The organism is Flavobacterium sp. CG_23.5, from assembly GCF_017875765.1.
Classification (GTDB): domain Bacteria; phylum Bacteroidota; class Bacteroidia; order Flavobacteriales; family Flavobacteriaceae; genus Flavobacterium.
Genome location: NZ_JAGGNA010000001.1, coordinates 1,145,766 through 1,171,399 on the forward strand (window position 1 = coordinate 1,145,766; position 25,634 = coordinate 1,171,399).

The 25,634-nt window shown below is 32.7% G+C and carries 23 protein-coding genes; 19 read left to right on the plus strand and 4 right to left on the minus strand.

Going from position 1 to position 25,634, the window contains the following annotated elements; genetic code table 11:
• Positions 1-243: 243 nt before the first annotated feature.
• From H4V97_RS04805 to H4V97_RS04830, 6 genes are all read left to right on the plus strand, one after another.
• Positions 244-942, plus strand: coding sequence for a hypothetical protein (locus H4V97_RS04805; protein ID WP_209549095.1), 699 nt, complete (start codon positions 244-246; stop codon positions 940-942).
• Between the two features lie 121 nt (positions 943-1,063).
• Positions 1,064-1,366 carry a hypothetical protein gene (locus H4V97_RS04810; protein ID WP_209549096.1) on the plus strand — a complete coding sequence of 101 codons (303 nt, stop codon included), beginning with the start codon at positions 1,064-1,066 and terminating at the stop codon, positions 1,364-1,366.
• 200 nt (positions 1,367-1,566) lie between these two features.
• On the plus strand, positions 1,567-2,028 hold the full coding sequence (locus H4V97_RS04815; protein ID WP_209549097.1) for an SRPBCC domain-containing protein: 462 nt from the start codon (positions 1,567-1,569) through the stop codon (positions 2,026-2,028).
• 120 nt (positions 2,029-2,148) lie between these two features.
• A complete protein-coding gene (locus H4V97_RS04820) occupies positions 2,149-2,373 on the plus strand; it encodes a hypothetical protein (protein ID WP_196850911.1) in 225 nt (74 codons plus the stop codon).
• The gene (locus H4V97_RS04825) at positions 2,370-2,645 is read left to right on the plus strand and encodes a type II toxin-antitoxin system YafQ family toxin (RefSeq protein ID WP_209549098.1); all 276 of its coding nucleotides are present in this window, start codon (positions 2,370-2,372) and stop codon (positions 2,643-2,645) included. The genes H4V97_RS04820 and H4V97_RS04825 overlap by 4 nt, the downstream gene beginning before the upstream one ends.
• Positions 2,646-2,826: 181 nt before the next feature.
• Positions 2,827-3,639: an O-methyltransferase gene (locus H4V97_RS04830; protein WP_209549099.1), complete on the plus strand. Its 813-nt coding sequence runs from the start codon at positions 2,827-2,829 to the stop codon at positions 3,637-3,639.
• Between the two features lie 58 nt (positions 3,640-3,697).
• On the opposite strand, the gene H4V97_RS04835 is transcribed toward H4V97_RS04830, so the two are convergent.
• Positions 3,698-4,378: a hypothetical protein gene (locus tag H4V97_RS04835; RefSeq protein ID WP_209549100.1), complete on the minus strand. Its 681-nt coding sequence runs from the start codon at positions 4,376-4,378 to the stop codon at positions 3,698-3,700.
• A gap of 347 nt (positions 4,379-4,725) precedes the next feature.
• Between H4V97_RS04835 and H4V97_RS04840 the strand changes: the two genes are divergently transcribed.
• The 11 genes from H4V97_RS04840 (at position 4,726) to H4V97_RS04890 (ending at position 21,167) form a co-directional block, all read left to right on the plus strand.
• Complete coding sequence (locus tag H4V97_RS04840) at positions 4,726-5,412, plus strand: ABC transporter ATP-binding protein (protein ID WP_196850908.1); 687 nt, start codon at positions 4,726-4,728, stop codon at positions 5,410-5,412.
• 63 nt (positions 5,413-5,475) lie between these two features.
• Positions 5,476-8,403 carry a M16 family metallopeptidase gene (locus H4V97_RS04845; RefSeq protein WP_209549101.1) on the plus strand — a complete coding sequence of 976 codons (2,928 nt, stop codon included), beginning with the start codon at positions 5,476-5,478 and terminating at the stop codon, positions 8,401-8,403.
• 322 nt (positions 8,404-8,725) lie between these two features.
• Positions 8,726-9,583: a RimK family alpha-L-glutamate ligase gene (locus H4V97_RS04850; protein ID WP_209549102.1), complete on the plus strand. Its 858-nt coding sequence runs from the start codon at positions 8,726-8,728 to the stop codon at positions 9,581-9,583.
• A 106-nt stretch (positions 9,584-9,689) separates the two neighbouring features.
• Entirely contained in the window at positions 9,690-10,259 is a 570-nt protein-coding gene (locus H4V97_RS04855) for a cob(I)yrinic acid a,c-diamide adenosyltransferase (RefSeq protein ID WP_196850905.1), read from the plus strand.
• A 163-nt stretch (positions 10,260-10,422) separates the two neighbouring features.
• Positions 10,423-10,644 carry a DUF2795 domain-containing protein gene (locus H4V97_RS04860; protein ID WP_007138072.1) on the plus strand — a complete coding sequence of 74 codons (222 nt, stop codon included), beginning with the start codon at positions 10,423-10,425 and terminating at the stop codon, positions 10,642-10,644.
• An 85-nt stretch (positions 10,645-10,729) separates the two neighbouring features.
• Positions 10,730-14,083, plus strand: a complete 3,354-nt coding sequence (gene secA / locus H4V97_RS04865) for a preprotein translocase subunit SecA (protein ID WP_196850904.1) — start codon at positions 10,730-10,732, stop codon at positions 14,081-14,083.
• Between the two features lie 445 nt (positions 14,084-14,528).
• Entirely contained in the window at positions 14,529-17,123 is a 2,595-nt protein-coding gene (locus H4V97_RS04870; RefSeq protein ID WP_196850903.1) for an AAA family ATPase, read from the plus strand.
• A gap of 251 nt (positions 17,124-17,374) precedes the next feature.
• Complete coding sequence (locus tag H4V97_RS04875; protein ID WP_196850902.1) at positions 17,375-17,947, plus strand: helix-turn-helix domain-containing protein; 573 nt, start codon at positions 17,375-17,377, stop codon at positions 17,945-17,947.
• A gap of 595 nt (positions 17,948-18,542) precedes the next feature.
• Positions 18,543-19,349, plus strand: a complete 807-nt coding sequence (locus H4V97_RS04880; RefSeq protein WP_209549103.1) for a hypothetical protein — start codon at positions 18,543-18,545, stop codon at positions 19,347-19,349.
• Between the two features lie 576 nt (positions 19,350-19,925).
• Positions 19,926-20,378: a hypothetical protein gene (locus H4V97_RS04885; protein WP_196850900.1), complete on the plus strand. Its 453-nt coding sequence runs from the start codon at positions 19,926-19,928 to the stop codon at positions 20,376-20,378.
• 183 nt (positions 20,379-20,561) lie between these two features.
• Positions 20,562-21,167, plus strand: coding sequence for a hypothetical protein (locus H4V97_RS04890; protein ID WP_196850899.1), 606 nt, complete (start codon positions 20,562-20,564; stop codon positions 21,165-21,167).
• A gap of 379 nt (positions 21,168-21,546) precedes the next feature.
• Here H4V97_RS04890 and H4V97_RS04895 read toward each other — a convergent pair whose 3' ends face one another.
• Both H4V97_RS04895 and H4V97_RS04900 read right to left on the minus strand, forming a co-directional pair.
• Entirely contained in the window at positions 21,547-22,368 is an 822-nt protein-coding gene (locus H4V97_RS04895; RefSeq protein WP_196850898.1) for an SDR family oxidoreductase, read from the minus strand.
• Between the two features lie 84 nt (positions 22,369-22,452).
• A complete protein-coding gene (locus H4V97_RS04900) occupies positions 22,453-22,638 on the minus strand; it encodes a hypothetical protein (RefSeq protein WP_196850897.1) in 186 nt (61 codons plus the stop codon).
• Between the two features lie 615 nt (positions 22,639-23,253).
• On the opposite strand from H4V97_RS04900, the gene H4V97_RS04905 reads away from it, so the two are divergent.
• Complete coding sequence (locus H4V97_RS04905) at positions 23,254-23,781, plus strand: MepB family protein (RefSeq protein ID WP_196850896.1); 528 nt, start codon at positions 23,254-23,256, stop codon at positions 23,779-23,781.
• A gap of 303 nt (positions 23,782-24,084) precedes the next feature.
• Here H4V97_RS04905 and H4V97_RS04910 read toward each other — a convergent pair whose 3' ends face one another.
• Positions 24,085-24,753, minus strand: coding sequence for a TrmH family RNA methyltransferase (locus tag H4V97_RS04910; RefSeq protein ID WP_196850895.1), 669 nt, complete (start codon positions 24,751-24,753; stop codon positions 24,085-24,087).
• A gap of 178 nt (positions 24,754-24,931) precedes the next feature.
• Between H4V97_RS04910 and H4V97_RS04915 the strand changes: the two genes are divergently transcribed.
• Positions 24,932-25,627, plus strand: a complete 696-nt coding sequence (locus H4V97_RS04915) for an SIR2 family NAD-dependent protein deacylase (RefSeq protein WP_196850894.1) — start codon at positions 24,932-24,934, stop codon at positions 25,625-25,627.
• Positions 25,628-25,634 lie beyond the last annotated feature (7 nt).

Consider the following 25,634-nt stretch of genomic DNA (forward strand, 5'->3'; position numbering starts at 1 on the left):
GAATAAAAAAAATGATATAAACCTCCAACACTTTTAGCGGTAATGCTATAAAGTGTTGGGGGTTTATTTTTTTTTAATAGTAGGAAAATATTCCACAATTAAGTTGTTGATTTCAAGATTTATAAAATAGTTTCGTTTACATTCGTAGAATAATAACTGATAGCGCTCAGACAAAAATCCAATATTCATAAAACTAGGAAGTTTTAGGCGCAACTAAAAAAAAGAAATAAAAAAGAATATTAAATGAAAAATAAAACACTCTTAATAATTTTGTGGCTGTCAAGTTTATTATTTATTTCAATTACGATTTGGGCATATTATTCAAATTTTCATCAAAATGGATTGTCTAATAACCCTGAAAATTGGAGTCAATTTGCAAATTATTTAGGAGGAGTAATTGGTTCATTTATTTCTCTTTTAAATCTTATTATATTGACTTATTTGTCGATCAGGCTTGTAAAAAATGATGATGAAAGAAATAAATGGACACTACAAGAATTGGCAAGACCATTAGGAAATATCATTACTATTAAAAACGATAATTCCCTTCAAATTATCGTTGAAAATTGTGGATTAGGTCCTATGATTATGACTAAAATGGAAATTTGCGAGAATAATAAAGTTATATCAAATACGTTTAGTCAATTAATTTTACCTTGTGAAGATGATGTTGAATTCGATTTTTCTTTTTTTAGTATATCATCAGAAAACGCCATTGTGGCGAAAGACAAAACACTAACTCTTTTAAAAATTAAAGGAAAAAAAAGTGAGATAGATTTTAAAAAAATCATTAACAAAACTCGGAAAATATTAGATGGTTTAACCATTAAGATAGAGTACTCCGATATTTACCATCGAAAAATAGAAACATTAATTTGTCCTATTAATTTTCACAACATTGAAAGTGCAAACAACTACATACCAAAAAGTAACGTATTGTAATCCATCAAGGATTTATTATGCGATTGATCTTCTCGCTTACCCACACAAACGATGACAAAACTATTTCCAGTTAAAAAGCAATGAACCAAACCAATAAAGTCATAATTTAAACCACAAACCAATGAATCTAAAAAATACTTTATCTAACTATAGCGCAAAGCCAAACTCCATATTTAAGAAAATTTTCGTGACGTTTTCATTTGCTTACTTACCCTTTTTAATATTGTTTGTAATCTTAGTCAGTTTTGGTCTTATGCCTGTAAACTTTAACAATGAAGACTTTAATGGTATAAAAGGAGTAGCCGTTTTAGTTTGCTTTGCCCCTATTTTTACTTTTATGTTTAGTGCTTTTGCTTACTTGTGGTTTGTATTTGGAAATTTTGTTTTAAAACTATTTGTCACACTTTTACCAGATAAAAAATAATAGTAAAAACTTCATTCGCTATTGCGAGTTTCTACTCGTAGCGTTAAACAGCTGTGATTTTTAAGAAATATTCATAATTAATTAACATTCAAACAATTAATAGAATAGTTTATTTTCCATACCTTAGTTTACCTTAAAATTTAGCACTCAAAACTTCCTACCTCGAAGTAATGAATAATAGAACTTAAAGTATATTCTTAATGGAAAAGCTAATTATTGAACGAAAATTTAATGCTCCAGTTGAAAAAATATGGAACGAATTTACAACAGCCGAACTGTTGAAAAAATGGTGGTCACCAGATACAATGACTTGTTCCTATATGTCCGTTGAGTTGAGAGTAGGCGGTTTATTCCGATTTTGTTTTAAAGATGCCAATGACAAAGAATTTTGGGGAAGAGGAACGTACCAAAAAATTAACGAACCAACTTATTTCTCCTACTTAGATACATTTTCTGACGCTGACGGCAATGCTGTACCTCCATCCTACTTTGGAATGGAAGGAGATAAAATAATTGAGTCTCTCGTAGAATTTGAATTTTCAACTGAAGGAGCAACGACTGCTATGAAAGTCACAATGGACAATTATTATGATAGCGCTATGACTGGGGATATGATTAAAGGCTGGAACAGCATGTTTGATAAACTTGCAAATAACCTATAATTTTTTAAAACCTCGCTAAACGACTGTAATAACTTGACAATCGCAATGAGAAGCAAAAACCACAACAAAATCTAATTTTGCTGTTGTTTTTGTATCTTTGTAATTATAAAAAAAGAAATCATGACTTTGATATTAGACAGCACCTCTGCCAAAAAAATTTCTTTGCTAAAAGAACTGGCTCTGCAACTTGGCGTAAAAGTTACAGAAATGCCAAAAAAGAATGTTGGGAAATCAAAAATACCAAATGAAGTGTCTTTAAAATCTATGGCAAAAACGGATAAAGGTATTGGACTGACAAAAGCCAAAAGCCCTAAAGACATGATGCAACAGATTTTTTCTAAATGAGCTACTGTTTAGAATATTCTGGACAATTTAAAAAAGATGCAAAACTTTGTAAAAAAAGAAACTGGAATCTTAACTTACTAGAAAATGTAGTTGAAATTTTGTTGGTAAAAGGAGAACTCCCTCCTAAAAATAAGCCACATACTTTAAGTGGTAACTATTCGGGATTTTGGGAATGTCATATTAAACCAGATTGGCTATTAATCTGGAAACAAGACGATCAAAATAAAACAATTTACTTAGATAGAACGGGGTCTCACTCGGATTTATTTTAATATATTAAAGATTCATTTCTAAAACTATTTTGAGTTTTTAATTCAACAAGAATAGCAACTTGTTTTTTCGACATATAATATCAGAGTCAAATTCTGTTGTGGTTTTTTATTTAAAATCACACATTTGTAAAATGGGTTTGTATCTTCGTACTTCTTTGTGAAACTCCGTGTAATCCAAACTATGCTATTCCAAATAAAATCCTACCTACAATTCCGTTGGCATTCTAAGAATGAACACGCCGTACATTCTCCTTTTATATTCACTTTGATAACCAAATGCTTTTACGACAAAAAACCAAAACCGGAATATGCTATTTTAAAAGAATATCGAAATTCACTTTTAGAAAATAAAAACAGTATTGAAGTAACCGATTTTGGTGCGGGATCGAAAGTTTTCAAATCCAATAAAAGAGAAATCTCCAAGATTGCAAAAACTGCAGGAATTACTGGAAAACGCGCTGAATTATTGTTTAGAATAGTCAATTATTTCGAGCCTGACTCGATTTTAGAAATAGGGACTTCGTTAGGATTGGCTACTGCTGCCCTATCTTTAGGTAATACGAACGCAAATATAACCACACTTGAAGGTTGTCCGGAAACGGCGAAAGTTGCTCAAGAACAATTTAAAAAATTCAATTTCAAGAATATAAATAGTGTAGTTTCTGAATTCACCAGTTATTTAGAAAAGTGGAATTTACCCTTAAACACTAAAACTGAACACTACAATCTGAACACTGAACACTTTTCCTTAATCTACTTCGACGGCAACCATCAAAAACAACCAACATTAGATTATTTTGAATTATTGCTTCCAACAATTACTAACGAAACGGTTTGGATTTTCGATGACATTCATTGGTCACCAGAAATGGAAGAAGCCTGGGAAATTATTAAAAATCATCAAAAAGTAACGGTAACCATTGATACGTTTCAATGGGGATTGGTTTTCTTTAGACGAGAGCAGCCTAAAGAACATTTTATTATTCGAGTGTAATACAAAAAAAAATGACAGCCATCCCTGACTGTCATTTTTCACTCTAATTAACAATTATTTATTGTTTTGCATCTCTCATTTCTTCAGATTTGGCTCCCATTCTATTTACTTTCAACATTGGAGCAAATTTAAATTTCAAACCAGCAATTTTTCTGTTGTCACTAGAAGAAAGACCTTCTTTTTCAACTGTATTTTTTCTGCTGTCTAATGCTTCATACATTACTTTAATCTCATCCCAATCCTCACGAGAATAGCTGTCCTTATTATCTTCGGCGGTATGAATAAATTGTTGATAAACACTATGGATATTATCCTTATTTACCCAACTAAAATTCATATCATCTCCAATTTTTCCTTGACCAAACAAAGCATTTCTCAATTTTTGTTTTGAATTAACTGGAGCAGGTGTTGCAGCTTCTGTTACAGCATTCATATCGGCTTGCATTTTAGCTTTTAATGCTTCATACTTCGCTTTACTTGCATCTATTCTTTCTTGTGCTTTTTCTTTATCTTTTAAATTTTCCAAAGCAGCTTCTGCATCACTAATTCTCATTTGGTATGAAGCATCAATTGCTTCCCAATTTGTTTTAGCGTCAGCTTCCGCAACATTTCCTAATGAATCAACATATACAACATATGTATCTACTTTTTTCTCTGCTTGTTCCGCTTTTTCATCCTTACATGATGTAAATCCTAATGCGACTACCATTGCTCCTAATAATAAATTTTTACCTTTCATATTTTCTTGATTTGATTTAATAATTAAAATTTCTTACACAAATATAAATAAAATTAAACAATACTCAACAAACAACCAAAAATTATGTAAATTTCAAAATAAATTGTGAAATAAAAACAGATTAAGTGTAAATTATATAACTTTTAACTAAAATTTTATAAAGCTTTTAACCGGCATTCTATTTATTGAAAAACCACAATTTTTTATTTATTTACTGTTATGCTATTTTAATTCTTCTTATTTGAAATCAAAATGTAACAAATTGTAAAAAACAACTACTTATTTGTAATCCAAAAGTCTTTTGTACTTTTAAAATCTAAATTGCATCTCTAAAATCTAAATTCTCAATGGCCAACCCATTAATTAAAATATCCAATATAAAGCGGGATTTTGTTCTCGGAAACGAAATCGTATATGTCCTTAAAGGCATTGATTTAGAAATAAACAAAGGTGAATATGTAGCATTGATGGGGCCTTCCGGCTCGGGGAAATCAACTTTAATGAATCTTTTAGGTTGTTTAGACACGCCAACTTCAGGAACTTATATCCTAAACGGAAAAGATGTAAGTAAGATGAAAGATGATGAATTGGCTGAAATTAGAAACAAAGAAATAGGTTTCGTATTCCAAACTTTCAATCTTTTGCCCAGAACAACGGCGCTGGACAATGTGGCTCTACCTATGATTTACGCAGGATTTTCTAAATCCGAAAGAAATAAACGCGCTACCGAAGTGCTGGAGCAAGTAAACCTCGCCGACAGAATGGATCACCAACCCAACCAACTTTCGGGCGGACAACGCCAGCGTGTGGCTATTGCCAGAGCTTTGGTGAATAAACCTTCCATCATCCTTGCCGATGAGCCTACAGGGAATCTGGACAGTAAAACATCGCTAGAAATCATGAAACTTTTTGGAGATATTCATGCGAATGGGAATACCGTAATTCTGGTAACGCACGAGGAAGAAATTGCTGCTTATGCGCACCGAATCATACGTTTACGAGATGGAATTATAGAAAGCGATACTACTAAATAGAAACAATTGCCCAATACACTTTTATACACTTTACCAAATTCAAACTAATTAAAAAACCAAATTATGTCGAAAACAATTAAGATGCTTTTAGCCTTAGTACTGTTTACAACGGTCACTTTTGCTCAAAATCAATTCGGGTGGAAACAAGCAACAAGTAATGGTTACACCTACAAATACGTTACAAATGACCCTGCAAAAGCAAGGTTTTATACTCTTAAAAATGGATTAACCGTTATTTTGAGCCCAACAAAAAAAGATCCTAGAATTCAAGCTTATGTTGCCGTAAAAGCAGGAAGCAAGAATGACCCTTCAACAAATACAGGACTAGCTCATTATTTAGAGCATATGCTTTTTAAAGGAACCGATAAATATGGTACTTTAAACTGGGCAAAAGAAAAACCAGAATTAGATAAAATTGATGCATTGTATGAGCAATACAACAAATCGAAAGATTCACTTCAAAGAAAAGCAACTTATAAAAAAATTGACTCCATTTCAGGCGTTGCGAGCAAATATGCAATTGCCAATGAATATGACAAATTAATGAGTGGAATGGGCGCTCAAGGGACTAATGCGTTTACCTCGTTTGAACAAACCGTATATACTGATGATGTACCTAGCAGTTCCTTAGACAAATATATAACAGTGCAAGCAGAACGTTTTAGAAACCCAATATTAAGAATCTTTCACACCGAGCTTGAGGCAGTTTACGAAGAGAAAAACAGAGGTTTAGACAGCGATGGTAATAAAGTTTTTGAAGAATTATTTGCTAACTTATTCAAAAAGCACAATTACGGGATTCAAACAACAATTGGAACTATAGAACATTTAAAAAATCCTTCTTTATTAGAAATTAGGAAGTATTTTAATAAAAATTATGTTCCTAATAATATGGGAGTTATTATGTCTGGTGATTTTAATCCAGATGAAGTAATTGCAAAAATTGAGAAAGCGTTTGCTTATATGCAACCAAAACCAATAGCTAAATATACTTTTGAAAATGAAAGCCCAATAACAGCTCCAATTGTAAAAGAAATTGTGGGGCCAGATGCTGAGAATTTGACGATCGGATTTAGACTTCCTGGAAACAAAGACAAAGATGTTATTATTGCTGATTTAGTTGGTCAAGTACTTACGAATGGAAAAGCAGGACTTTTAGACTTGAATCTTGTTAAAAAACAAAGATTACTTAGAGCTAGTGCTTTTACCTATACCTTAATTGACCACGGAGTACTTTATTTATCAGCTGCACCTACAAGCGGACAAACTTTAGAAGAAGTAAAAACTTTAGTATTAGCTGAAATAGATAACCTTAAAAAAGGGAATTTTGATGACAACTTGATTAATTCAATTATCAACAACATCAAAAAAAGCAAAATTTACGAAACAGAAAAATATTCAGACAGAGCGAGTTCTTTGATGAATGCTTTTACTTCAGAGCTAGACTGGAAGGATCAAGTTGCCTATGTAAATGATTTATCTAAAGTCAAGAAAGAAGATATCGTTGCTTTTGCCAATAAATATTTAGGCGAAAACTATGTCGCCATTTTAAAAAGAAAAGGTGAAAAGCAGAATAATGCAAAAATCGAAAAACCACAAATCACTCCTGTAGAAACCAATGCCGACAAACAATCTGCTTTTGTGAAAATGGTTAGCGAAATGCCTAACAATGCCGCTACTCCAGTATTCTTAGATTTCAACAAAGACATTCAAAAATCTAAACTTGGAAAAGCTGAAGTGCTTTATGTCGCTAATACTGACAATTCAATCTTTCGCTTAAAATACCGTTATAAAATTGGCTCTTTAAACGACCTGAAACAATCGTTAGCCTCCCAATACATTCAATTTTTAGGAACCGATAAAATGTCTGCTGAAGAAATATCTAAAGCTTTTTATAAAATAGCTTGTAGTTTCAGCATCAATACCGGAGAAGAATTTACCACGGTTTCAATAGAAGGTTTGCAAGACAATTTTGAAAAAGCAGTCGCATTATATGAAAATGTAATTCAGAACGTCAAAGCAGATGAAGTCGCTCTAAAAGCACTTAAAGCTAGAATTTCTAAATCAAGAAAAGATGCGAAAGCCAATAAAGGTGCAATTCTTCAAGGGCTAACCAGTTATGCAATGTTTGGTGCTAAAAACAAGTTTAACAACAGTTTAAGTAATGCAGAACTTGAGTCATTAACTTCTAAAGAATTAATGGATAGAATTAAAAACCTAAATAACTACGAACAAACCGTTATATATTATGGTCCAACTCCGCTTACTGCATTAGTAGGGAAATTAAAAACTTTACATACGGTTCCTGCAACATTTACTGCAACAAGTCCTTTAAAAGAATTTAAACAAACCACGCAAACTCAAAATCAAGTGTTATTTACTGATTATGATATGGTTCAAGCCGAAACGAGATGGATTAGAAACACAGAAAACTATGACACAAACAAAAATACTATTGTCAACGTTTTCAACAACTATTTTGGTGGCGGAATGGGTTCTTTAGTATTCCAAACAATTAGAGAAAGCAAAGCATTAGCGTATAGTACTTTTGGATATTATATTGCTCCACAAAAGAAAGAGCAAGAATATTACATGTTAGGTTACGTAGGTAGCCAAGCTGATAAATTCAAAGACGCGACTGTAGCTATGAATGAATTGTTAAATCAATTACCCGAAGTTTCTGGCAACTTAGATTTAGCTAAAAGCCAAGTTAAAAAAGACATTCAAACAGAAAGAATTACACAAGACAACATTATCACCACTTACCTTGCTAACAAGCAATTAGGCGAAACGTCCGATGTTAGAAAAAAATTATACACCTCTGTAGATAACGTTACTATGCAAGATTTGAAAGCTTTTCATAAAAGTTATTTATCTGAAAAACCATATACTTACGCTATCGTAGCTTCAGAGAAAAAAGTATCGATGGATGATATGAAAAAATTAGGTGAGGTAAAGAAAATTTCATTAGAAGAACTTTTCGGTTACTAATCTTCCTATAAACATTACTCAAAAAGACTATTCGTAAAAGAATAGTCTTTTTGTTTTCATAAACTTTTTGCACACGAATAAAACCGCTGTATCTTAGCCTTATTAAAACGCAGCTCATAGAAAATGAAAATGTCAACAATATAGGGAAATAATGGAACAACAGCACTTTTTGGAGCTGTTTCCGGCTATACGTTACAATCTTTTCTTAAAGCTTCCAGCCTTCAGAAGGCTGGAAGCTTTAAAAAAAGGATTTCCACTGCTATCCGGGCTAGGGCAATGATTTCCAAAACAACATTCATCAACTCAACATTACTATTTCAAAATGAAAATAGCTTTACTCACCTGCGAAAAACTCCCCGAATTAACTCCTGCGGACCAACTTTTAATTCCAGAATTAGCCCAACATGATATTGTGGCAAAACCGGTAATTTGGAGCGACAAAACCATCAACTGGAAACAGTATGAGTACTTGATTTTTCGCAATACCTGGGATTATTTCGAAAAAGAAACCGAATTCAATCTTTGGCTTGACCAAATAGAAAAATCAGGGATTAAAACTCTTAATTCGATTGAGATCATCAAGCAAAACAAACACAAGTTTTATTTGCGCGAAATGGAAAACCAGGGAATTTCAATTCTACCAACTGTTTTCATAGACAAAACAAATTCGCTCAACCTTGCTGAACTCATTCCTTCACATTGGAAAAAAGCAGTTATAAAACCAGCCTTTTCAGCCGGCTCTTATCTTACTGAAGTTTTCGATGTTGCTAATATCGAAAAAGTCAATGCTGATTATAAAGATTTAGCACAGGAAAAAGAACTGCTATTACAGGAATTCATGCCCGAAATTCAAATCGTGGGCGAAACCTCTTTTATATTTTTCAATAAAAAATTCTCTCATGCAGTCAATAAAAAACCGGTAGAAGGCGATTTTAGAGTTCAATCACAGTTTGGAGGAAAATATATTTTGGTACAACCCAGCCAAGAATTAATTGAAAAGGCACAAAGAGTTGTGGATACATTTGATGAAAATTTATTGTATGCCAGAGTTGATGGAATCATCATCGATGATGAATTATTCTTAATGGAAATCGAATGCATTGAGCCTGATTTATATTTTGATATCAGTGAAGGCGCTCTGGAACGATTTGTTGCTTCAATAGTCGAATTAATACAGTAAATTTGACATCTAAAGAATTTTGAATATTCAACTTGGAATCTAGAAATTCAATATTAAAAAAACCTCAGAACCTAAAAAACTCAGAATCTAAGTACCTAAAAAAAAAATGAAAGTATATACAAAAACGGGAGATAAAGGAACAACGGCACTTTTTGGCGGAACCAGAGTTCCAAAAGACCATGCGCGAATAGAAAGTTATGGAACGGTTGACGAATTAAATTCCCATATTGGATTAATCCGCGATCAGGAAATGAATGTTCATTACAAAGATATTTTAATTGAAATTCAAGATCGATTATTTACTGTTGGAGCAATTCTCGCCACACCACCCGAAAAAGAAGTGATGAAAAACGGAGAACTTCGTTTAAAAAAGTTAGGCATCATAGAAACTGATATTGAATTATTGGAAAATGAAATTGATGCAATGGAAGAGGAACTTCCGCCAATGACTCATTTTGTACTTCCTGGAGGACACACAACTGTGTCATATTGTCATATAGCGCGTTGCGTTTGTCGTCGTGCAGAACGACTAGCGGTACATTTAAGCCATAATGAACCCGTTGCCGAGATTGCAATCAAGTACCTGAACCGACTTTCTGACTATCTTTTTGTGTTGGCACGAAAGTTGTCCCATGATTTGAACGCTGAGGAAGTTCAATGGATTCCGAGAAAGTAGTATTCAGTTTACAGTTGTTAGTTTGCAGTGAAATACTGAACACTAAATCCGGACCACTGACCACTAAATTAAAACGTTCTTAACTTTTTATTAAAATAAATCATTTTTTACTTGTCTTTTTCAGTAAAAAATTTATTTTTGCACAAAACTAAATCGACAACAGATGTATTGGACATTAGAATTAGCCTCATATTTAAGTGACGCACCGTGGCCTGCTAACAAAGACGAACTTATTGACTACGCTATTAGAGCAGGAGCTCCATTAGAAGTAGTAGAAAACCTTCAATCTATAGAAGATGAAGGCGAGATATATGAATCAATGGAAGAAATTTGGCCAGATTATCCTACCGATGAAGATTATCTTTGGAATGAGGATGAATATTAAAAGGTAAACCAATAAAAAAGTCTCAAAAGAGGCTTTTTTTTGGTTTAAATTTACAGAATTACACAAATAGAAATAAAATCATATCATGAGTTTCATAAACAGTATTATTAAAGTCTTTGTTGGGGACAAATCTCAAAAAGATGTAAAAGCTTTACAACCGTATCTTAACAAAATTAAAACTTTTGAAACTAGCTTAATGTCATTATCAAATGATGAATTGAGAGCTCGTACCGCTTTTTTCAAAGAGAAAATAAAAGAAGCTCGCGCTGATAAAGACGCGAAAATTGCTTCATTAAAGCTGGAAGTTGAAACCATTGAAGATATTGATAAAAGAGAAGATATCTACGTTGCAATTGATGCTCTTGAAAAAGAAGCTTACGATATTTCGGAAAAAACATTATTGGAAATTCTTCCTGAGGCTTTTGCAGTTGTAAAAGAAACAGCAAGACGTTTTAAAGATAATACACAAATAGTGGTAACTGCTACTTCCAAAGACAGAGAATTATCAGCTACAAAAAGTTATATCACCCTTGATGGTGAACAAGCTATATGGGCAAATACGTGGAATGCCGCAGGGAAAGAAATTACTTGGGACATGATTCACTATGATGTTCAATTGATTGGTGGAATGGTTTTGCATGAAGGAAAAATTGCTGAAATGCAAACGGGTGAAGGAAAAACATTAGTGGCAACTTTACCTCTTTATTTAAATGCTTTGACTGGAAACGGTGTGCATTTAGTAACCGTGAATGATTATTTGGCTAAACGTGATAGTACTTGGAAAGCGCCTTTATTCGAATTTCATGGTATGTCTGTAGAATGTATTGATAATTATCAACCGAGTTCTGAAGGTAGAAAAAAAGCATACGATGCTGATATCACTTATGGTACCAACAACGAATTTGGTTTTGACTATTTAAGAGATAATATGGCACATTCGCCAGAAGATTTAGTTCAAAGAAAACACAATTATGCGATTGTCGATGAGGTCGATTCTGTTTTAATTGATGATGCAAGAACGCCGCTTATTATTTCTGGTCCGGTTCCACAAGGAGATCGTCATGAATTTAATGAGTTAAAACCAAAAATTGAAAACTTAGTAAGCCTACAACGTCAATTGGCTAACGGCTTTTTATCTGATGCTAAAAAATTAATCAAAGAAGGAAATACCAAAGAAGGTGGATTCAACTTATTAAGAGCATATAGAGCATTACCAAAAAACAAAGCACTTATTAAATTTTTGAGTGAAGAAGGAATTAAACAATTGCTTCAAAAAACCGAAAATCAATACATGCAGGATAACAATCGTGAAATGCACAAGATTGATGAAGCTTTGTATTTTGTAATTGAAGAAAAAAACAACCAAGTAGAATTAACGGATAACGGAATTAAATACTTGTCTTCAGATTCTGATGATACTAACTTTTTTGTTCTTCCAGACATTGGAACTGAAATTGCAACTATCGAAAAGAAAAAATTAGACAAAGATTCTGAAGCGGAAGAAAAAGAAAAATTATTCCAAGATTTTGGTATCAAAAGTGAACGTATTCATACTTTGACACAACTTTTGAAAGCCTACGCTTTATTCGAAAAAGATGTAGAATATGTAATCATGGATAACAAAATCATGATTGTCGATGAGCAAACAGGTCGTATCATGGATGGTCGTCGTTATTCTGATGGATTACACCAAGCAATTGAAGCCAAAGAAAATGTAAAAATCGAAGCAGCTACTCAAACATTTGCTACGGTAACTTTACAGAATTACTTCAGAATGTACAACAAACTGGGCGGTATGACTGGAACAGCTTCAACTGAAGCTGGCGAGTTATGGCAAATCTACAAACTGGATGTGGTAGAAATTCCTACTAACAGAGGAATGGCGAGATTAGACAAAGAAGATTTTATATACAAAACTACTCGTGAAAAATTCAACGCGGTAATTGAAGATGTAACCGAATTGTCAAAAGCAGGAAGACCAGTACTTATTGGAACAACTTCTGTGGAGATTTCGGAATTATTAAGCCGAATGTTAAAAATGAGAGGAGTTGCGCATAATGTATTGAATGCAAAAATGCACAAGCAAGAAGCTCAGATCGTAGAAGAAGCAGGAAAATCAGGGGTGGTAACCATCGCTACTAACATGGCTGGTCGTGGTACCGATATTAAATTATCTCCAGAAGTGAAAGCAGCTGGTGGATTAGCGATTGTAGGTACGGAACGTCACGATTCACGTCGTGTTGACCGTCAGTTACGTGGTCGTGCAGGTCGTCAAGGTGACCCGGGAAGTTCTCAATTTTATGTGTCTCTTGAAGACAACTTAATGCGTTTGTTTGGTTCTGAAAGAGTGGCTAAAGTGATGGACAGAATGGGATTGCAAGAAGGTGAAGTTATTCAACATTCGATGATGACAAAATCTATCGAGCGCGCGCAGAAAAAAGTTGAAGAAAATAACTTTGGTGTTCGTAAACGTTTATTGGAATATGATGATGTTATGAATGCACAACGTGAAGTAGTGTACAAACGTCGTCGTCATGCTTTGTTTGGAGAGCGTTTGAAATTGGACATCGCCAACATGCTTTATGATACTTGTGAATTGATTGTTGACGAGAATAAAGCAAATAACGATTTCAAAAATTTTGAATTCGAATTGATTCGTTATTTCTCTATTACCTCTCCAGTTTCTCAAGCGGAGTTTAGTAAATTGACAGAAATGGAATTGACCGGTAAAATTTATAAAGCAACTTTAGAATTTTATACGGAGAAAACAGAAAGAAGCGCCAGAGAAGCATTTCCAATTATAAAAGATGTTTACGAAGATAAAAACAATCAATTTGAGCGTATTGTAGTTCCATTTACGGATGGTCTAAAAACCTTGAATGTGGTAACTGATTTAAAGAAAGCATACGATACCAAAGGGAATCAATTGGTTGCTGATTTCGAAAAAAATATCACTTTGTCTATTGTTGATGAAGCGTGGAAAAAACACTTACGTAAAATGGACGAGTTGAAACAATCGGTTCAACTAGCCGTTCACGAACAAAAAGATCCATTGCTTATTTACAAACTGGAAGCGTTCAATTTGTTTAGAGCAATGCTTGACAACGTAAATAAAGAAGTTATATCATTCTTGTTCAAAGGTGACTTACCAGCGCAACAGAATCAACAAATTCAAGAAGCTAAAGAAGTTCGTCAGACAGAAGACTATCAATTGAGTAAAGATGAAGTTTTAAATTCCGATGAGTTAGCCGAAAAAAATCGTGAAGCGGGACAAACCCAACAGCGACAAGTAACAGAGACTATCGTGAGAGATATGCCAAAAATTAACCGTAACGATACTGTTAGCATACAAAACGTAGCTAACGGACAAGTACAAGAAATGAAATACAAAAAAGCCGAAAGCTTAATCGCTTCAGGACAATGGGTACTGGTAAACTAACCGTCCTTTATTTCTTAACAAGCAAAACTCCACTGCGCAAGTAGTGGAGTTTTTTTATGCCCTGAATTTTATCCTGAATTTATTTCTGAATCTTTTTCAGAAGCCACTCCCGCCCTACGCTACAAAGCATTTGGCACCCCACCCTTTTTCTAGGTGCTTGCAGGAGCTTCTGTTAGTCGCTCTGCCACCACCAGAAAAAAGTGGTTGGCTACCTGCATGCGTTTTTCGCTACGGTCAGGGCTAGGGGTTTTGTGATGAGTTAATTACTAATTTCAATTTATAAGATTTTTCAGCGAATTATTTATATATTTGAAAATAAATAAAGTCTGACGTTTATCAGACCTATCTACCCAATCTAGGGGTGATAAGTCGCATTTCAAGACTTATATACAAGTTAGCGGTAAGCATAAGAACCAAACGTGACCCCAAAACCAGATTTAGAAAAATGTCAGTATATCAAGAAATTTTAAATTGGTCATCAAGTAGACCACTATTCGTTCAAGACGCTTTACGAAGAATAATAACATCGACAACGCTAACTCAGACAGACATTGATGAACTTGTTGAGTTAGTTAAAAAAGATTGCGGAGAAGCAACAATTACTTTAAATTCAATTCCTCTTGACAATACTCATATACCAGCAATAATTACAACTAGTGGAAATTATCCAAAACTTATTGGTCTTAACAATCCAATAAACATTGGTGCTTTACATAATCAAGGAAATTTACAATTTCCAAACACAGGCTTATCTGTTATTTATGGTAACAATGGTTCGGGAAAATCAAGTTATTCACGTATTTTGAGAAAACTTTGTTGGAGTAGAAGTCCAAATATTACATTAAAAAAGAACGTATTCAATCAATCAACAAACCAACAACAAGTTGATTTTATTTTAGAGGATAATGGCTCAAACATTAATTTTACTTGGACTGAAAACAGTCCAAGTAATCCTATTCTCAATTCAATTTTTGTTTTTGATAATGATTGTGGAGACATATACATAAACAACGAAAATCCCACAGAATATAAACCTGTTGGAATTGATGTTTTGGAAAAACTAATTTCAACTTTCGGAAGTATTCATCAAACTTTTGGATCATTGGTTGCTTCTTATAACACTCAAAAGCCAACATTACCACAGAATTTAATTCAGACAATAACATCCCAATGGTATGGAACAATAGAAAATTTGCAACGTGCCAATGTTGATTCTTATATTCAATTTTCACAAACAGAAATTGAAAGAAAGCAAGAGCTTACAAACTTAACAACTGCACAAAACCCTCAACTGAATATTACAAATTTAACCAATCAACGAACACGAATTAACGGCTACATACAGCAATTCTTACAAATTGAAGCTTTATTCAACGAACAAAACATAAACGAAATAAGAGAGTATAGAAATACTTTTGGAAGTGTAAATCAAGCGTATCAAATTGCAACAGCAGAATTACAAAATGTAAACACTTTAGAAGGATTTGGGACAAATCCTTGGCGAACTTTGTGGGAAGCGGCAAGAAATTACGCTCATAGTTCAAATCTTTCAGATGGTCAAAACTTCCCGTCCTTAGTTTCGTTGGAAAAATGTGTTTTGTGTCAACAAGAACTTGACGAAACTGCACAACAAAGATTGTCAACTTTCAATCAATTTGTGTTAAATGATGTTTCTACACAGTTAAATTCAATTAACTCAACAATTCAGCAAAAACTAAATTTATACAATTCATTGGTTGTTCCATCAATCGAAAACTTTGCAGAGCTAGAGCAGTTAAATCCAAATTTCAGAGACAACTATAATCAATTTTCTAATTCTATCGCCACACTCAGAAATTTAGTTACTACGTTTTTACAAAATGGTGGGGAACTAAACCTTAGTTTACAAACTCTGACACCAAGTATAACAAGTTTAATTCCTATAATTGATGCAAGGATTGAGCAGAATAATCAACTTTTACAAAATAGAAATGGATTAGTTTCTGAACTTAATGAACTAACCACAAAAGAATTTTTATTCAACAACAAAACGACAATTCTTAAATATTTTGATGAGTACCACTATAAGTCTTGGATATCTCGTTGCCAATCGCAACTTACAACTAATACTATCTCACGTAAAATTGGCGAACTAATGGAAAATCAAGCTGTGAGTTTACAACATCAAGAATTTATTTCTCATCTCAATTTTTTCAATCGTGATTTAGCAAGTAAAGTTTTAATTTCAAGAACAAGAACAAGCCAAGGAAATACATTTCAAAAATGTGGTTTAAACGGCATTACAGATTCAATAAATGTTATTCTAAGTGAAGGCGAACAAAAAATTATTGCATTATCAAATTTTTTAGCAGAATGTACGATTGATAATCGCTTGAATACAATAATCTTCGATGACCCTGTTACATCTTTAGATATGGACTATAGAGAATTAATTGCAAATAAATTTGTTCAGTTGTCAGAAAACCGACAAATAGTCGTTTTTACTCACGACTTGTCATTTTTACGTTTGCTTATTGACACGCATAAAGCAAATACGACAACAGATTGCACAATAATCGGAATTGACAAATACAACGGAATTAGTGGAATTGTAACAGACGAAATACCATACTTAGCTAAAAACGTTCAAGAAAGAGTTGATTCAATCAGAAGAATTTTGAACGAACACGATACTCTAACTTTAACAGATGCCCACGGTAGAGAAACAAAACTTGATTCAGCACGGAAAAGATTTAGAATGTTACTGGAGCGTTCCGTTGAAGAAGTCTTGTCAAACAAAACTTACGAACGTTTTTCAAAAAATATACATTTAAAAAAAGGCAACTTATCAAGTTACATTGTTACCGAAAAATCAGATGTAGATTTTCTTTTGAATCTATTTGGCAGATATTCCATAACCGAACACGATGGCGGAACTTCAACAATTCCTCAATTACGAAGTAAAGTAGAAATTGAACAAGATATAACAGACTACTCTAATTGGAAAAACGATTTTAAAACAAAGCAAAGGACATTTCAAACTACAAATGCCTACAGCTAACACGATGTTTTGCGAGATTTGGGTATTTGGCTTAATTTAAAGTTGGTTTTGCACTTGGAAAACTTGTGTTTAACCGAAAAATAAATCTTAATTTAGTCCCAAACCTCGCAAAGACCCAAAACGTTGTGCAATATTTGTAACGAACTAAAAAAATTTACAATGACAAACTTAATGTCGTAAAAAAGACGTAAAAAAACCGCTACAAATTAAACATTAATATCATAATTTTGAATAATAATTAAAAATAAATTATGAACTCAATAGGAAAAAAAATTAGCGAAGAAAGAAAACTTAAAGGTTACACTCAAGAAGATTTAGCTGAATTTTCAAAAATTAACTTACGTACAATTCAAAGAATTGAGAATAACAAAAATGAACCTCGAGGAAAAACTTTAAACTTAATTTGTGATGTATTAGGAATTGATATAAATGAGTTAAAAAAAATAAAAGTAGATTCAAATAATAAAAATATTTTTGACATTACAATAAATTTAGTTTTTTATATTCTTTTGAATTTGATAATAATGTTTATGATAGGTTACTTAACATTAGATTCCGAAGCAAATTTTAATAGTAGAATTGGAGCATTTCTATTAAGTTTTTTTGTGCCAATTTTTATTGTTTTTTTGACACCCTTAATGAGTAAAAAAGAAAGAGTATTGAAGTTTGGTATAGGCTATTTTTCATATATAGTGATGCTTTTGTCAATACAAGGTATAAGACAAGGTCTTCAAAGTGGAATTAGAACAGGTTTATTCTTTTGCCTATTAATAGCTATTGGTGTTTTATATTATGGAAATGTATTTATTAAAACAGAAAAATAAAACGTCGCACAACAGCGAAAGGTTCGTTGGGCTTGAAAAGCTAACAATGAACCCGATCGCGCTGATATACCACAGTCGTTAGCGCAGTTTTGCAAACTGTGCCCGCAAAGTTGAGCAAACAATAAAAATAACACAAAAAATGTCTAAAAAGGATAAAGCAACAACAACCGCAGATGCTTATTTTAGTCCTTTAGGAAATTATGCTGCATTAGAAAATGAATTAGAGGTAGTTTTATTAGATTTATTTTAGTTGCCAATTGAAATGGGAACAGTTTGCAAAACTGCGCGAACGAATGTCTGTAAATAATAGCGATTGGAAATCTTCAACTTGATTGATCCAAATGAGTTAAACCAGTACCTAAAAGTATTGACCGTGTTTTCAAACTGTATTAAAGCCTATTTAAAGGCCTTTTGCCACTTGAAATTATTCACGAATCATTGTCAGCCTCTTTTTAAAGAGACTTTTTTTTGTACGACAAATCAACTATATTTACAAACTCACAACGCAGTTTGAGAAACTTAGAAGGTTTTTAGACGAACTGACGTTACAGGCAAGTTGAACCAAAAAACCGCATAGAAAACACAAATATTTAAAATGAAAAAAATCATTGCTACTTTACTAATATTAAGTTTTAATTTAACTTTTTCTCAAGATTACTTCGAAGGTAAAAACTTGTATTGTAAATCTGAAAATCCCGAAGCAATGAAGCTTTTTAATTTAGGCATTGAAACTTTATATTTAAATAAATCATTAGACCCGAAATATCTCAAAATAACTTCAAATATTTTCTTTAAAGCATACAAAACTGATAAGACATTTTGTGATGCGATTTTTTTTACAGGATACACTTTGAGATTATTAAATGACGAAAAGGCAATAGCTTGCTATATAATGGCAGACAGTTTATCAAAAAAAACATTAGAGTTTAAAATTAATTTAGCTTCCGAAGGATTAAGATTAGGTCGAGATAAATCATTAAAAATTGCTCGAAAAAAGTATAATGAAATAATTACTTTATTTCCTGAAAATCCAGAAGGTTATTATGGTTTTGCATTAACTTCTCCCGTTTTCGGAGATGTAGATAAAGGTTTAGAAAATATAAATATCGCAATTGAAAAATATAATTTATTAACTCCTAAATTAAAAGATGAAGTAATATTTTTAAAAGCCATTTTATTATCTCAAAACAAAAAATATGATGAAGGTTTAGAATATTTAGAAAAATGTTATTCAACTTATAAAAAAGATGAAAACTTTAAAATTCATTATTCCTTATGTTTACTCAAAGTTTCTGAAACTAAAAATGACGAAAAAATGAAACAAAAAGCTTTTAAATTTTATCAACAAATAGAAAATAAAGAGCAAATTCCAGAAGACATAAAAATCTTATTGAAGTTTTAAAAAAACTGAAAGCTAAAACTGAAAATCAGAACCCGATCGCGCTGATATACCACATTCGTTAGCGCAGTTTTGCAAACTGTGCCCGCAAAGTTGAGCAAACAATAAAAATAACACAAAAAATGTCTAAAAAGGATAAAGCAACAACAACCGCAGATGCTTATTTTAGTCCTTTAGGAAATTATGCTGCATTAGAAAATGAATTAGAGGTAGTTTTATTAGATTTATTTTAGTTGCCAATTGAAATGGGCACAGTTTGCAAAACTGCGCTAACGAATGTCTGTAAATAATAGCGATTGGAAATCTTCAACTTGATTGATCCAAATGAGTTAAACCAGTACCTAAAAGTATTGACCGTGTTTTTAAACTGTATTAAAGCATTATTAAAGGCATTTTGCCACTTGAAATTATTCACGAATTATTGTCAGCCTCTTTCTAAAGAGACTTTCTTTTGTACGACAAATCAACTATATTTACAAACTCACAACGCAGTTTGAGAAACTTTGAAGGTTTTTAGACGAACTGTCGTTGGCAGCAAGCGCAAAACCAAACTGGCGAAAACAATAACCTAACCGACAAATGAAAAACTATTTATTAATATTAATCTTGTTACTAACTGGAAATCTGATTGCCCAGAATGTCAAGAAAGAAGATTTAAGATTAGTAACAGAAAAATCAATTTATTTCAAGAATAATGCAGCCAAAATAAAAGTCAGGTTGTGGAATAAATCAAAAGACACTTTGAATTATTTATGCATGAGCTGTTCTTGGCAAGAATTCTATAAGATGAGTAATAAAAATATAACAATTAGAATAAATGAATGTGATAAAAATATTCCTCAAATTTTAATATTGAAGCCTGGAGAAAGTCGGACAGTTGAAATTTATGTATTAAGATCGAATGGAACAAAAGATGATTTCAAATTAGGAATGTCAATAATTCAAACAAAAGAATTGAAAATACCGAGCGCAGATTATATTTTAACAGAAGCAAAAGTTATTTGGTCAAGTAGCATTTATCCCAAAAATTAAAGCGCCAGCAGGTAACACGATGTTTTGCGAGATTTGGGTATTTGGCTTAATTTAAAGTTGGTTTTGTACTTGGAAAACTTGTGTTTAACCGAAAAATCTCGCATCTTTATTCCCCAACCACGTCAAGCGCCAAGACATTATCGGTAATGCGCCGAAAATACCGAAAACATTGACAGTTATAATATGAAACAACTTATTCTAATAGCTTTAATTTTATTTGAATTTAATGGTTTTGCACAGACAAAAACAGAAAATTACAATTTCAGTCATAAAATTATAGAGGTTACTGGTGACTTAAACAAAGACAATTTATTAGACAAAGTAATTGTAACACAAGACACTGTAAATGAAAATGCTCCGTATAGAATTCAAGTATTTTTTAAACAACAAAATGGAAAATCAAAACTAATAGTAACTTCTATTAAAATTATCGAACCTCAATATCCAGATGGAAGAAATGGTTACAAAACAGGAAACGGATTTTCAGATGTAACAATAAAGAAAGGAATTTTGAGTGTAAATTTTGAATTACTACGTGGTCATTTTGAACATAAATTTCGATTTCAAAATGGAAATTTTGAATTAATTGGTTATACAGAAGGTCAATCGAACGGAAGAGGTGAAATGTATTATGTCGATTTCAACTTATCAACAGGAATTAAAATTGTTAAAGTAGAAAATTATGAAATAGATACTATAGTTAGCAATAAAAAAACAAAATTAATTATTCGTCCATTACCTAAATTACAAGATATTCAACCATTTGAAAATGACGATTACTTGCGATGATAAAGCACTACTCCACTGGTGCTCGTTTGCAACGAGTAACTAACTACTTTTAAGCACTTAATAAAGCGTTTGCAACGCGACTAATTATCCAAAATTGATTCCTATTTATTTTAAAAATTAAATACTATCCGATTGCGCAGATTTGCAATTCGTGCCCACAACAATAAGCACGCAATCAAAATAAAATACTAAATGTGATTGCTTCGTTCCTCGCAATGACTTAACAACCCTGACTTCGTGAATATGCAATCCGTGCCCATTCCAAATGGGTTTCCCAGTATTTTAACGGTACCGTTTTCAATTAAAAAAGTGTTTGCCTCAAAGACGATTTCTTAGAGCTAAACACTTTTGTTTCTATAAAATAATTAGGTAATTCTACTTATTTTTTAGATTTATCGATGGTATCGGTTTTAATTTCAAATTGTCGGTTTTGATACTCTTGGCACATTGGCACCATTTTTTCAGGACAAACGGTACGGAAATTATGTTCTTGTTGCGGAATAATTTCTACCATTTTATCAATCATTTCTTGGGGATCAAACTGGTTTTCGGCCATTTTGGTCGCTGCTTTCTCAATTTCTTTTTTTGAGGTAAAATGTTCGTCTTCATCAAACCATTGTTTGTAAGAATCGTACATTCGGTCGTTAAAACCCGTATCAAATGGACCTGGATTGATCGTGGCCACTGTAATTCCAAGCGGTTGTAACTCGTCTCTTAAACATTGAGCAATCGCTTCAAGAGCGTGTTTCGAAGCATTGTACGGCCCTAAAAATCCACTTGTGGTAAAACCTGCTATTGATGATACAAATATGACTTTACCTTTCCCTTTTTGCACCATTTTTTTGATAAAAGGCTGCGAAAATTCGAGCGTTGAAAATACATTGGTTTCCATAACCTCTCGCAAGTAATCTACAGGAATTTCTGCTAGGGGTCCAGTGTATCCCATTCCAGCATTATTTACTAAAATGTCAACGTCGTATTTCAAGGCATTTTCGCAGTCGATCGCATCGCAGATATCTAGTTTAATTAATTCGATATTTTGTTTGTAATCGGCCTCTTTAAGTTCTTGGATAAACCGCGACATTTGCTCGAAGGTATGAACCGCTGCAATGACTTTATGTCCTACTTTTGCCAGACCAATCGCTGTCCCTTTTCCCAGTCCTGAGCCTGCACCCGTAATTAAAATGGTTTGCTTTTTCATCTTTTTAAAATTTTAAATTTCAAATTGAAGATACCATTTTTTAAGTTTTATGTTCCTTATTTTAAGACGGTTTTAACTTTTTTTTTATATTTTTTGATTTTTAAAATTGCCATTTCTAGGCTCGATTAGTTTACAAGAAGCAAATATAAGTGTTACTATTTCCATGTGATTGTTTGAATATTGATCTAGTCGGAAATTAATAATTCCTTTTTCAGAATAAGCTTTCGCTTGTTTCAAATATTCTAAAGTGTGATAATAATCTAAAGGCATTCTTTTTCACATTGGAAGAGTCAATACCTGTAGTTGATAAATCAATTTTGTCTGTAGAATTCAGTTCAGAACTTAAAATCAAGAAAGTTTTAGCGGTTTACTAATTTCTTAGTAATAAAGCTTCTAAACTTTGCTCATCGCTTTGCAAAACAGTTCCCGACTGGATTTTTCCAAATTATTTTAAGCTTTTTACTGCTTCAAGTTATCTATCATCATTTAGAGCATTTTATAAAATCCATTTTTACTATAAAACAAATCAACTATATTTAATAAGTAGTTAGTATGTTTTGAAAACTTTTGAAGTTTAGACGAACTGACGTTAGTAGCAAGAAACTTACACCAAAACGACAAATATTAAAAAGAGAAATAATTATGAGTACTAAGTTAATTTTCTGGACAGGAAACCATCCGCAATGACCATGTAACTATCAAACAAGTTGCTACCGGTAAAACAGAAAGCATGAAATACAAAAAAGCAGAAAGTCTATTATCCTCTGGAGAATGGGTGATTGTGAATGAATACTATTTCAGATTTAATCTGATAATTTAGACCCTCAATTACGAAAGTAGTTGGGGATTTTTTTTATATTTGAAAAGACCTTAAAACCAAACCAAATGTTTTGGACAACTTTTAATACAATTCATAGCGACTTGCTTGCCATCAAAGAACTTATTTATGATGCCAATGACTATCGCTATACTTTTCCAATAAAAGAAGCAGAAAGTTCTGAATATGGAGCATGCACTTTTGAACTTAATGGTTTGTCTATTAAATTTCGTACCGCTAAGATTACACCAACTAAAATTGGCCAATTCGTTACTTTATGGAAGAGAATCGAAAAAGGTCCTATTCAACCATTTGACATCACGGACTCTATTGATCGATTTGTTATCAGCACCCGAAAAGACAACCGTTTTGGACAATTTATATTCCCAAAATCGGTACTTTGTGAGCAGGGAGTGATTTCAACGAACAACAAAGAAGGGAAAAGAGCGATACGAGTGTATCCGCCTTGGGATAAAACTACGAACAAACAGGCGCAAAAAACCCAAAAATGGCAATTGGATTTTTTCTTAGAGATTCCCAGTGATAAACCAATAGACATGGAACGTGCAAAAATACTTTACGGCTTAAAAAGCTGATTTGATTCCATAATATTTAGCCTCTGATTTTTCACCAACCTAAATTCGATTGTTATTTAAAAATCAATTTGCTCTAATTAACACGTTTGTCCTTTATTCTGGTTATCCTGCAAGGTTTTTTTTAACCTTGTAGGTTTGAAAAATTAAAAACAGACCTAAAAGGTTAAAAAAAACCTTGCAGGAATAGCAAAAAACAAGTTAAAAACACTGTAATTCAATAGTTTACGAATCTAATTAAGATTACCTACAGTATGAAAATCTTCACAGATAATAGAAATTAAAATTAATAATTATCTTAAAAACCTATCGTGATTCGTTTTTTTCCAAAAAATACCGTTCTTCTATTCGTTTAATATCTTTTATGGAATTTTTGGCCCAAGCCAATCTTTTTTCTAAAATTTCTTCCTCAGATAAATGCCAATCGATGTTGGAATTCCGCAATCGGCTGGTTAGGTTTTGAATGATGATGGCCGCTGAAACCGAGATATTCAGACTCTCTGTAAAACCGACCATCGGAATTTTCAAGAAACCATCAGCACGTTGCAAAATTTCTTCAGATAATCCGTCTCTTTCTGTTCCAAAAAATAAAGCACTTGGTTTTGTAATATCAAAATCATCCATCAAACAATCATTCTCGTGAGGTGTAGTGGCAATGATTTGGTACCCTTTATTTTTTAAAGTATCCACACAGTTCGTAATACTGTCGAAGGTATTGATGTCGACCCATTTTTGAGCGCCCATCGCAATTTCCTTGTCGATACTTTTGCCATACCGCTGCTCGATCACATTCAATTCCTGAATTCCAAAGATCTCACAACTGCGCATCACCGCACTAGTATTGTGCATTTGAAAAATATCTTCAACGGCAATGGTAAAATGATTGGTTCTATTTTCCAATACTTTTAGAAATTTTTCTTTTCGGTTATCAGTCAGGATATTTTCAAGAAAATTAAGATAATCAATATCAATCATTGGAATATATTTTTTTGGCAAAAATACTAAAAAAGAGTAGCTTTATTTTCTACTAAATTCTAAAAATATAGGTTCAGATAATTATTCTATTAAGCAGAAAAATTTAAACACAAATTTCACTAATTCACACTAATTAATTCGTGGAAATTAGTGAAATTTGTGTTTGAAAATAAAACCAATGAAAAAGAAACTAGTCGTTTTAACAGGAGCAGGAATCAGTGCCGAAAGTGGTATCAAAACCTTTCGCGACAGCGATGGACTTTGGGAAGGTCATAACGTCATGGATGTCGCCACACCTGAAGGTTGGTATAAAAATCCCGCGTTGGTTCTTGATTTTTATAACAAAAGAAGACAACAACTTAAGGAAGTAGAACCTAATTTAGGGCACCAAATCCTGGCCGAATTAGAGAAGGAATTCGACGTTTATGTAATCACCCAAAATGTAGATGATTTGCATGAACGTGCAGGCAGTACTAATGTATTGCATCTTCATGGCGAGTTATTGAAAGTCAGAAGTTCAATAAACTCAGATTATATTTTGGATTGGTCAGATGATTTGAATTTTGGTGATTTAGATGAAAACAATAATCAATTGCGTCCGCATATTGTTTGGTTTGGCGAGGATGTTCCAGCGCTAGATGAAGCGATCACCATCACTCAAAGCGCAGATTATTTTGCAGTCATTGGAACATCTTTGCAAGTGTATCCTGCGGCTGGACTCATTGATTTTACACCTCGTGAAACGCCCATTTTTTATATTGATCCAAAACCCATAAAGATTCCAAACCTTCGAAATCCATTGGAAGTCATTCCAGAAGTAGCCTCAAAAGGAGTTGAAATCATGAGAAATAAATTGCAAAATCAATTGCAATGACAAAAAC

Bases quoted from the DNA above. Each gene is read 5' to 3' on its own strand.
- H4V97_RS04905 (WP_196850896.1), top strand. From the start codon at position 23,254: ATGTTTTGGACAACTTTTAATACAATTCATAGCGACTTGCTTGCCATC.
- H4V97_RS04875 (WP_196850902.1), top strand. From the start codon at position 17,375: ATGAACTCAATAGGAAAAAAAATTAGCGAAGAAAGAAAACTTAAAGGT.
- H4V97_RS04885 (WP_196850900.1), top strand. From the start codon at position 19,926: ATGAAAAACTATTTATTAATATTAATCTTGTTACTAACTGGAAATCTG.
- H4V97_RS04820 (WP_196850911.1), top strand. From the start codon at position 2,149: ATGACTTTGATATTAGACAGCACCTCTGCCAAAAAAATTTCTTTGCTA.
- H4V97_RS04840 (WP_196850908.1), top strand. From the start codon at position 4,726: ATGGCCAACCCATTAATTAAAATATCCAATATAAAGCGGGATTTTGTT.
- H4V97_RS04805 (WP_209549095.1), top strand. From the start codon at position 244: ATGAAAAATAAAACACTCTTAATAATTTTGTGGCTGTCAAGTTTATTA.
- H4V97_RS04915 (WP_196850894.1), top strand. From the start codon at position 24,932: ATGAAAAAGAAACTAGTCGTTTTAACAGGAGCAGGAATCAGTGCCGAA.
- H4V97_RS04850 (WP_209549102.1), top strand. From the start codon at position 8,726: ATGAAAATAGCTTTACTCACCTGCGAAAAACTCCCCGAATTAACTCCT.
- H4V97_RS04810 (WP_209549096.1), top strand. From the start codon at position 1,064: ATGAATCTAAAAAATACTTTATCTAACTATAGCGCAAAGCCAAACTCC.
- H4V97_RS04845 (WP_209549101.1), top strand. From the start codon at position 5,476: ATGTCGAAAACAATTAAGATGCTTTTAGCCTTAGTACTGTTTACAACG.
- H4V97_RS04895 (WP_196850898.1), bottom strand. From the start codon at position 22,368: ATGAAAAAGCAAACCATTTTAATTACGGGTGCAGGCTCAGGACTGGGA.
- H4V97_RS04890 (WP_196850899.1), top strand. From the start codon at position 20,562: ATGAAACAACTTATTCTAATAGCTTTAATTTTATTTGAATTTAATGGT.
- H4V97_RS04900 (WP_196850897.1), bottom strand. From the start codon at position 22,638: ATGCCTTTAGATTATTATCACACTTTAGAATATTTGAAACAAGCGAAA.
- H4V97_RS04830 (WP_209549099.1), top strand. From the start codon at position 2,827: ATGCTATTCCAAATAAAATCCTACCTACAATTCCGTTGGCATTCTAAG.
- H4V97_RS04880 (WP_209549103.1), top strand. From the start codon at position 18,543: ATGAAAAAAATCATTGCTACTTTACTAATATTAAGTTTTAATTTAACT.
- H4V97_RS04825 (WP_209549098.1), top strand. From the start codon at position 2,370: ATGAGCTACTGTTTAGAATATTCTGGACAATTTAAAAAAGATGCAAAA.
- H4V97_RS04870 (WP_196850903.1), top strand. From the start codon at position 14,529: ATGTCAGTATATCAAGAAATTTTAAATTGGTCATCAAGTAGACCACTA.
- H4V97_RS04910 (WP_196850895.1), bottom strand. From the start codon at position 24,753: ATGATTGATATTGATTATCTTAATTTTCTTGAAAATATCCTGACTGAT.
- H4V97_RS04835 (WP_209549100.1), bottom strand. From the start codon at position 4,378: ATGAAAGGTAAAAATTTATTATTAGGAGCAATGGTAGTCGCATTAGGA.
- secA (WP_196850904.1), top strand. From the start codon at position 10,730: ATGAGTTTCATAAACAGTATTATTAAAGTCTTTGTTGGGGACAAATCT.
- H4V97_RS04815 (WP_209549097.1), top strand. From the start codon at position 1,567: ATGGAAAAGCTAATTATTGAACGAAAATTTAATGCTCCAGTTGAAAAA.
- H4V97_RS04860 (WP_007138072.1), top strand. From the start codon at position 10,423: ATGTATTGGACATTAGAATTAGCCTCATATTTAAGTGACGCACCGTGG.
- H4V97_RS04855 (WP_196850905.1), top strand. From the start codon at position 9,690: ATGAAAGTATATACAAAAACGGGAGATAAAGGAACAACGGCACTTTTT.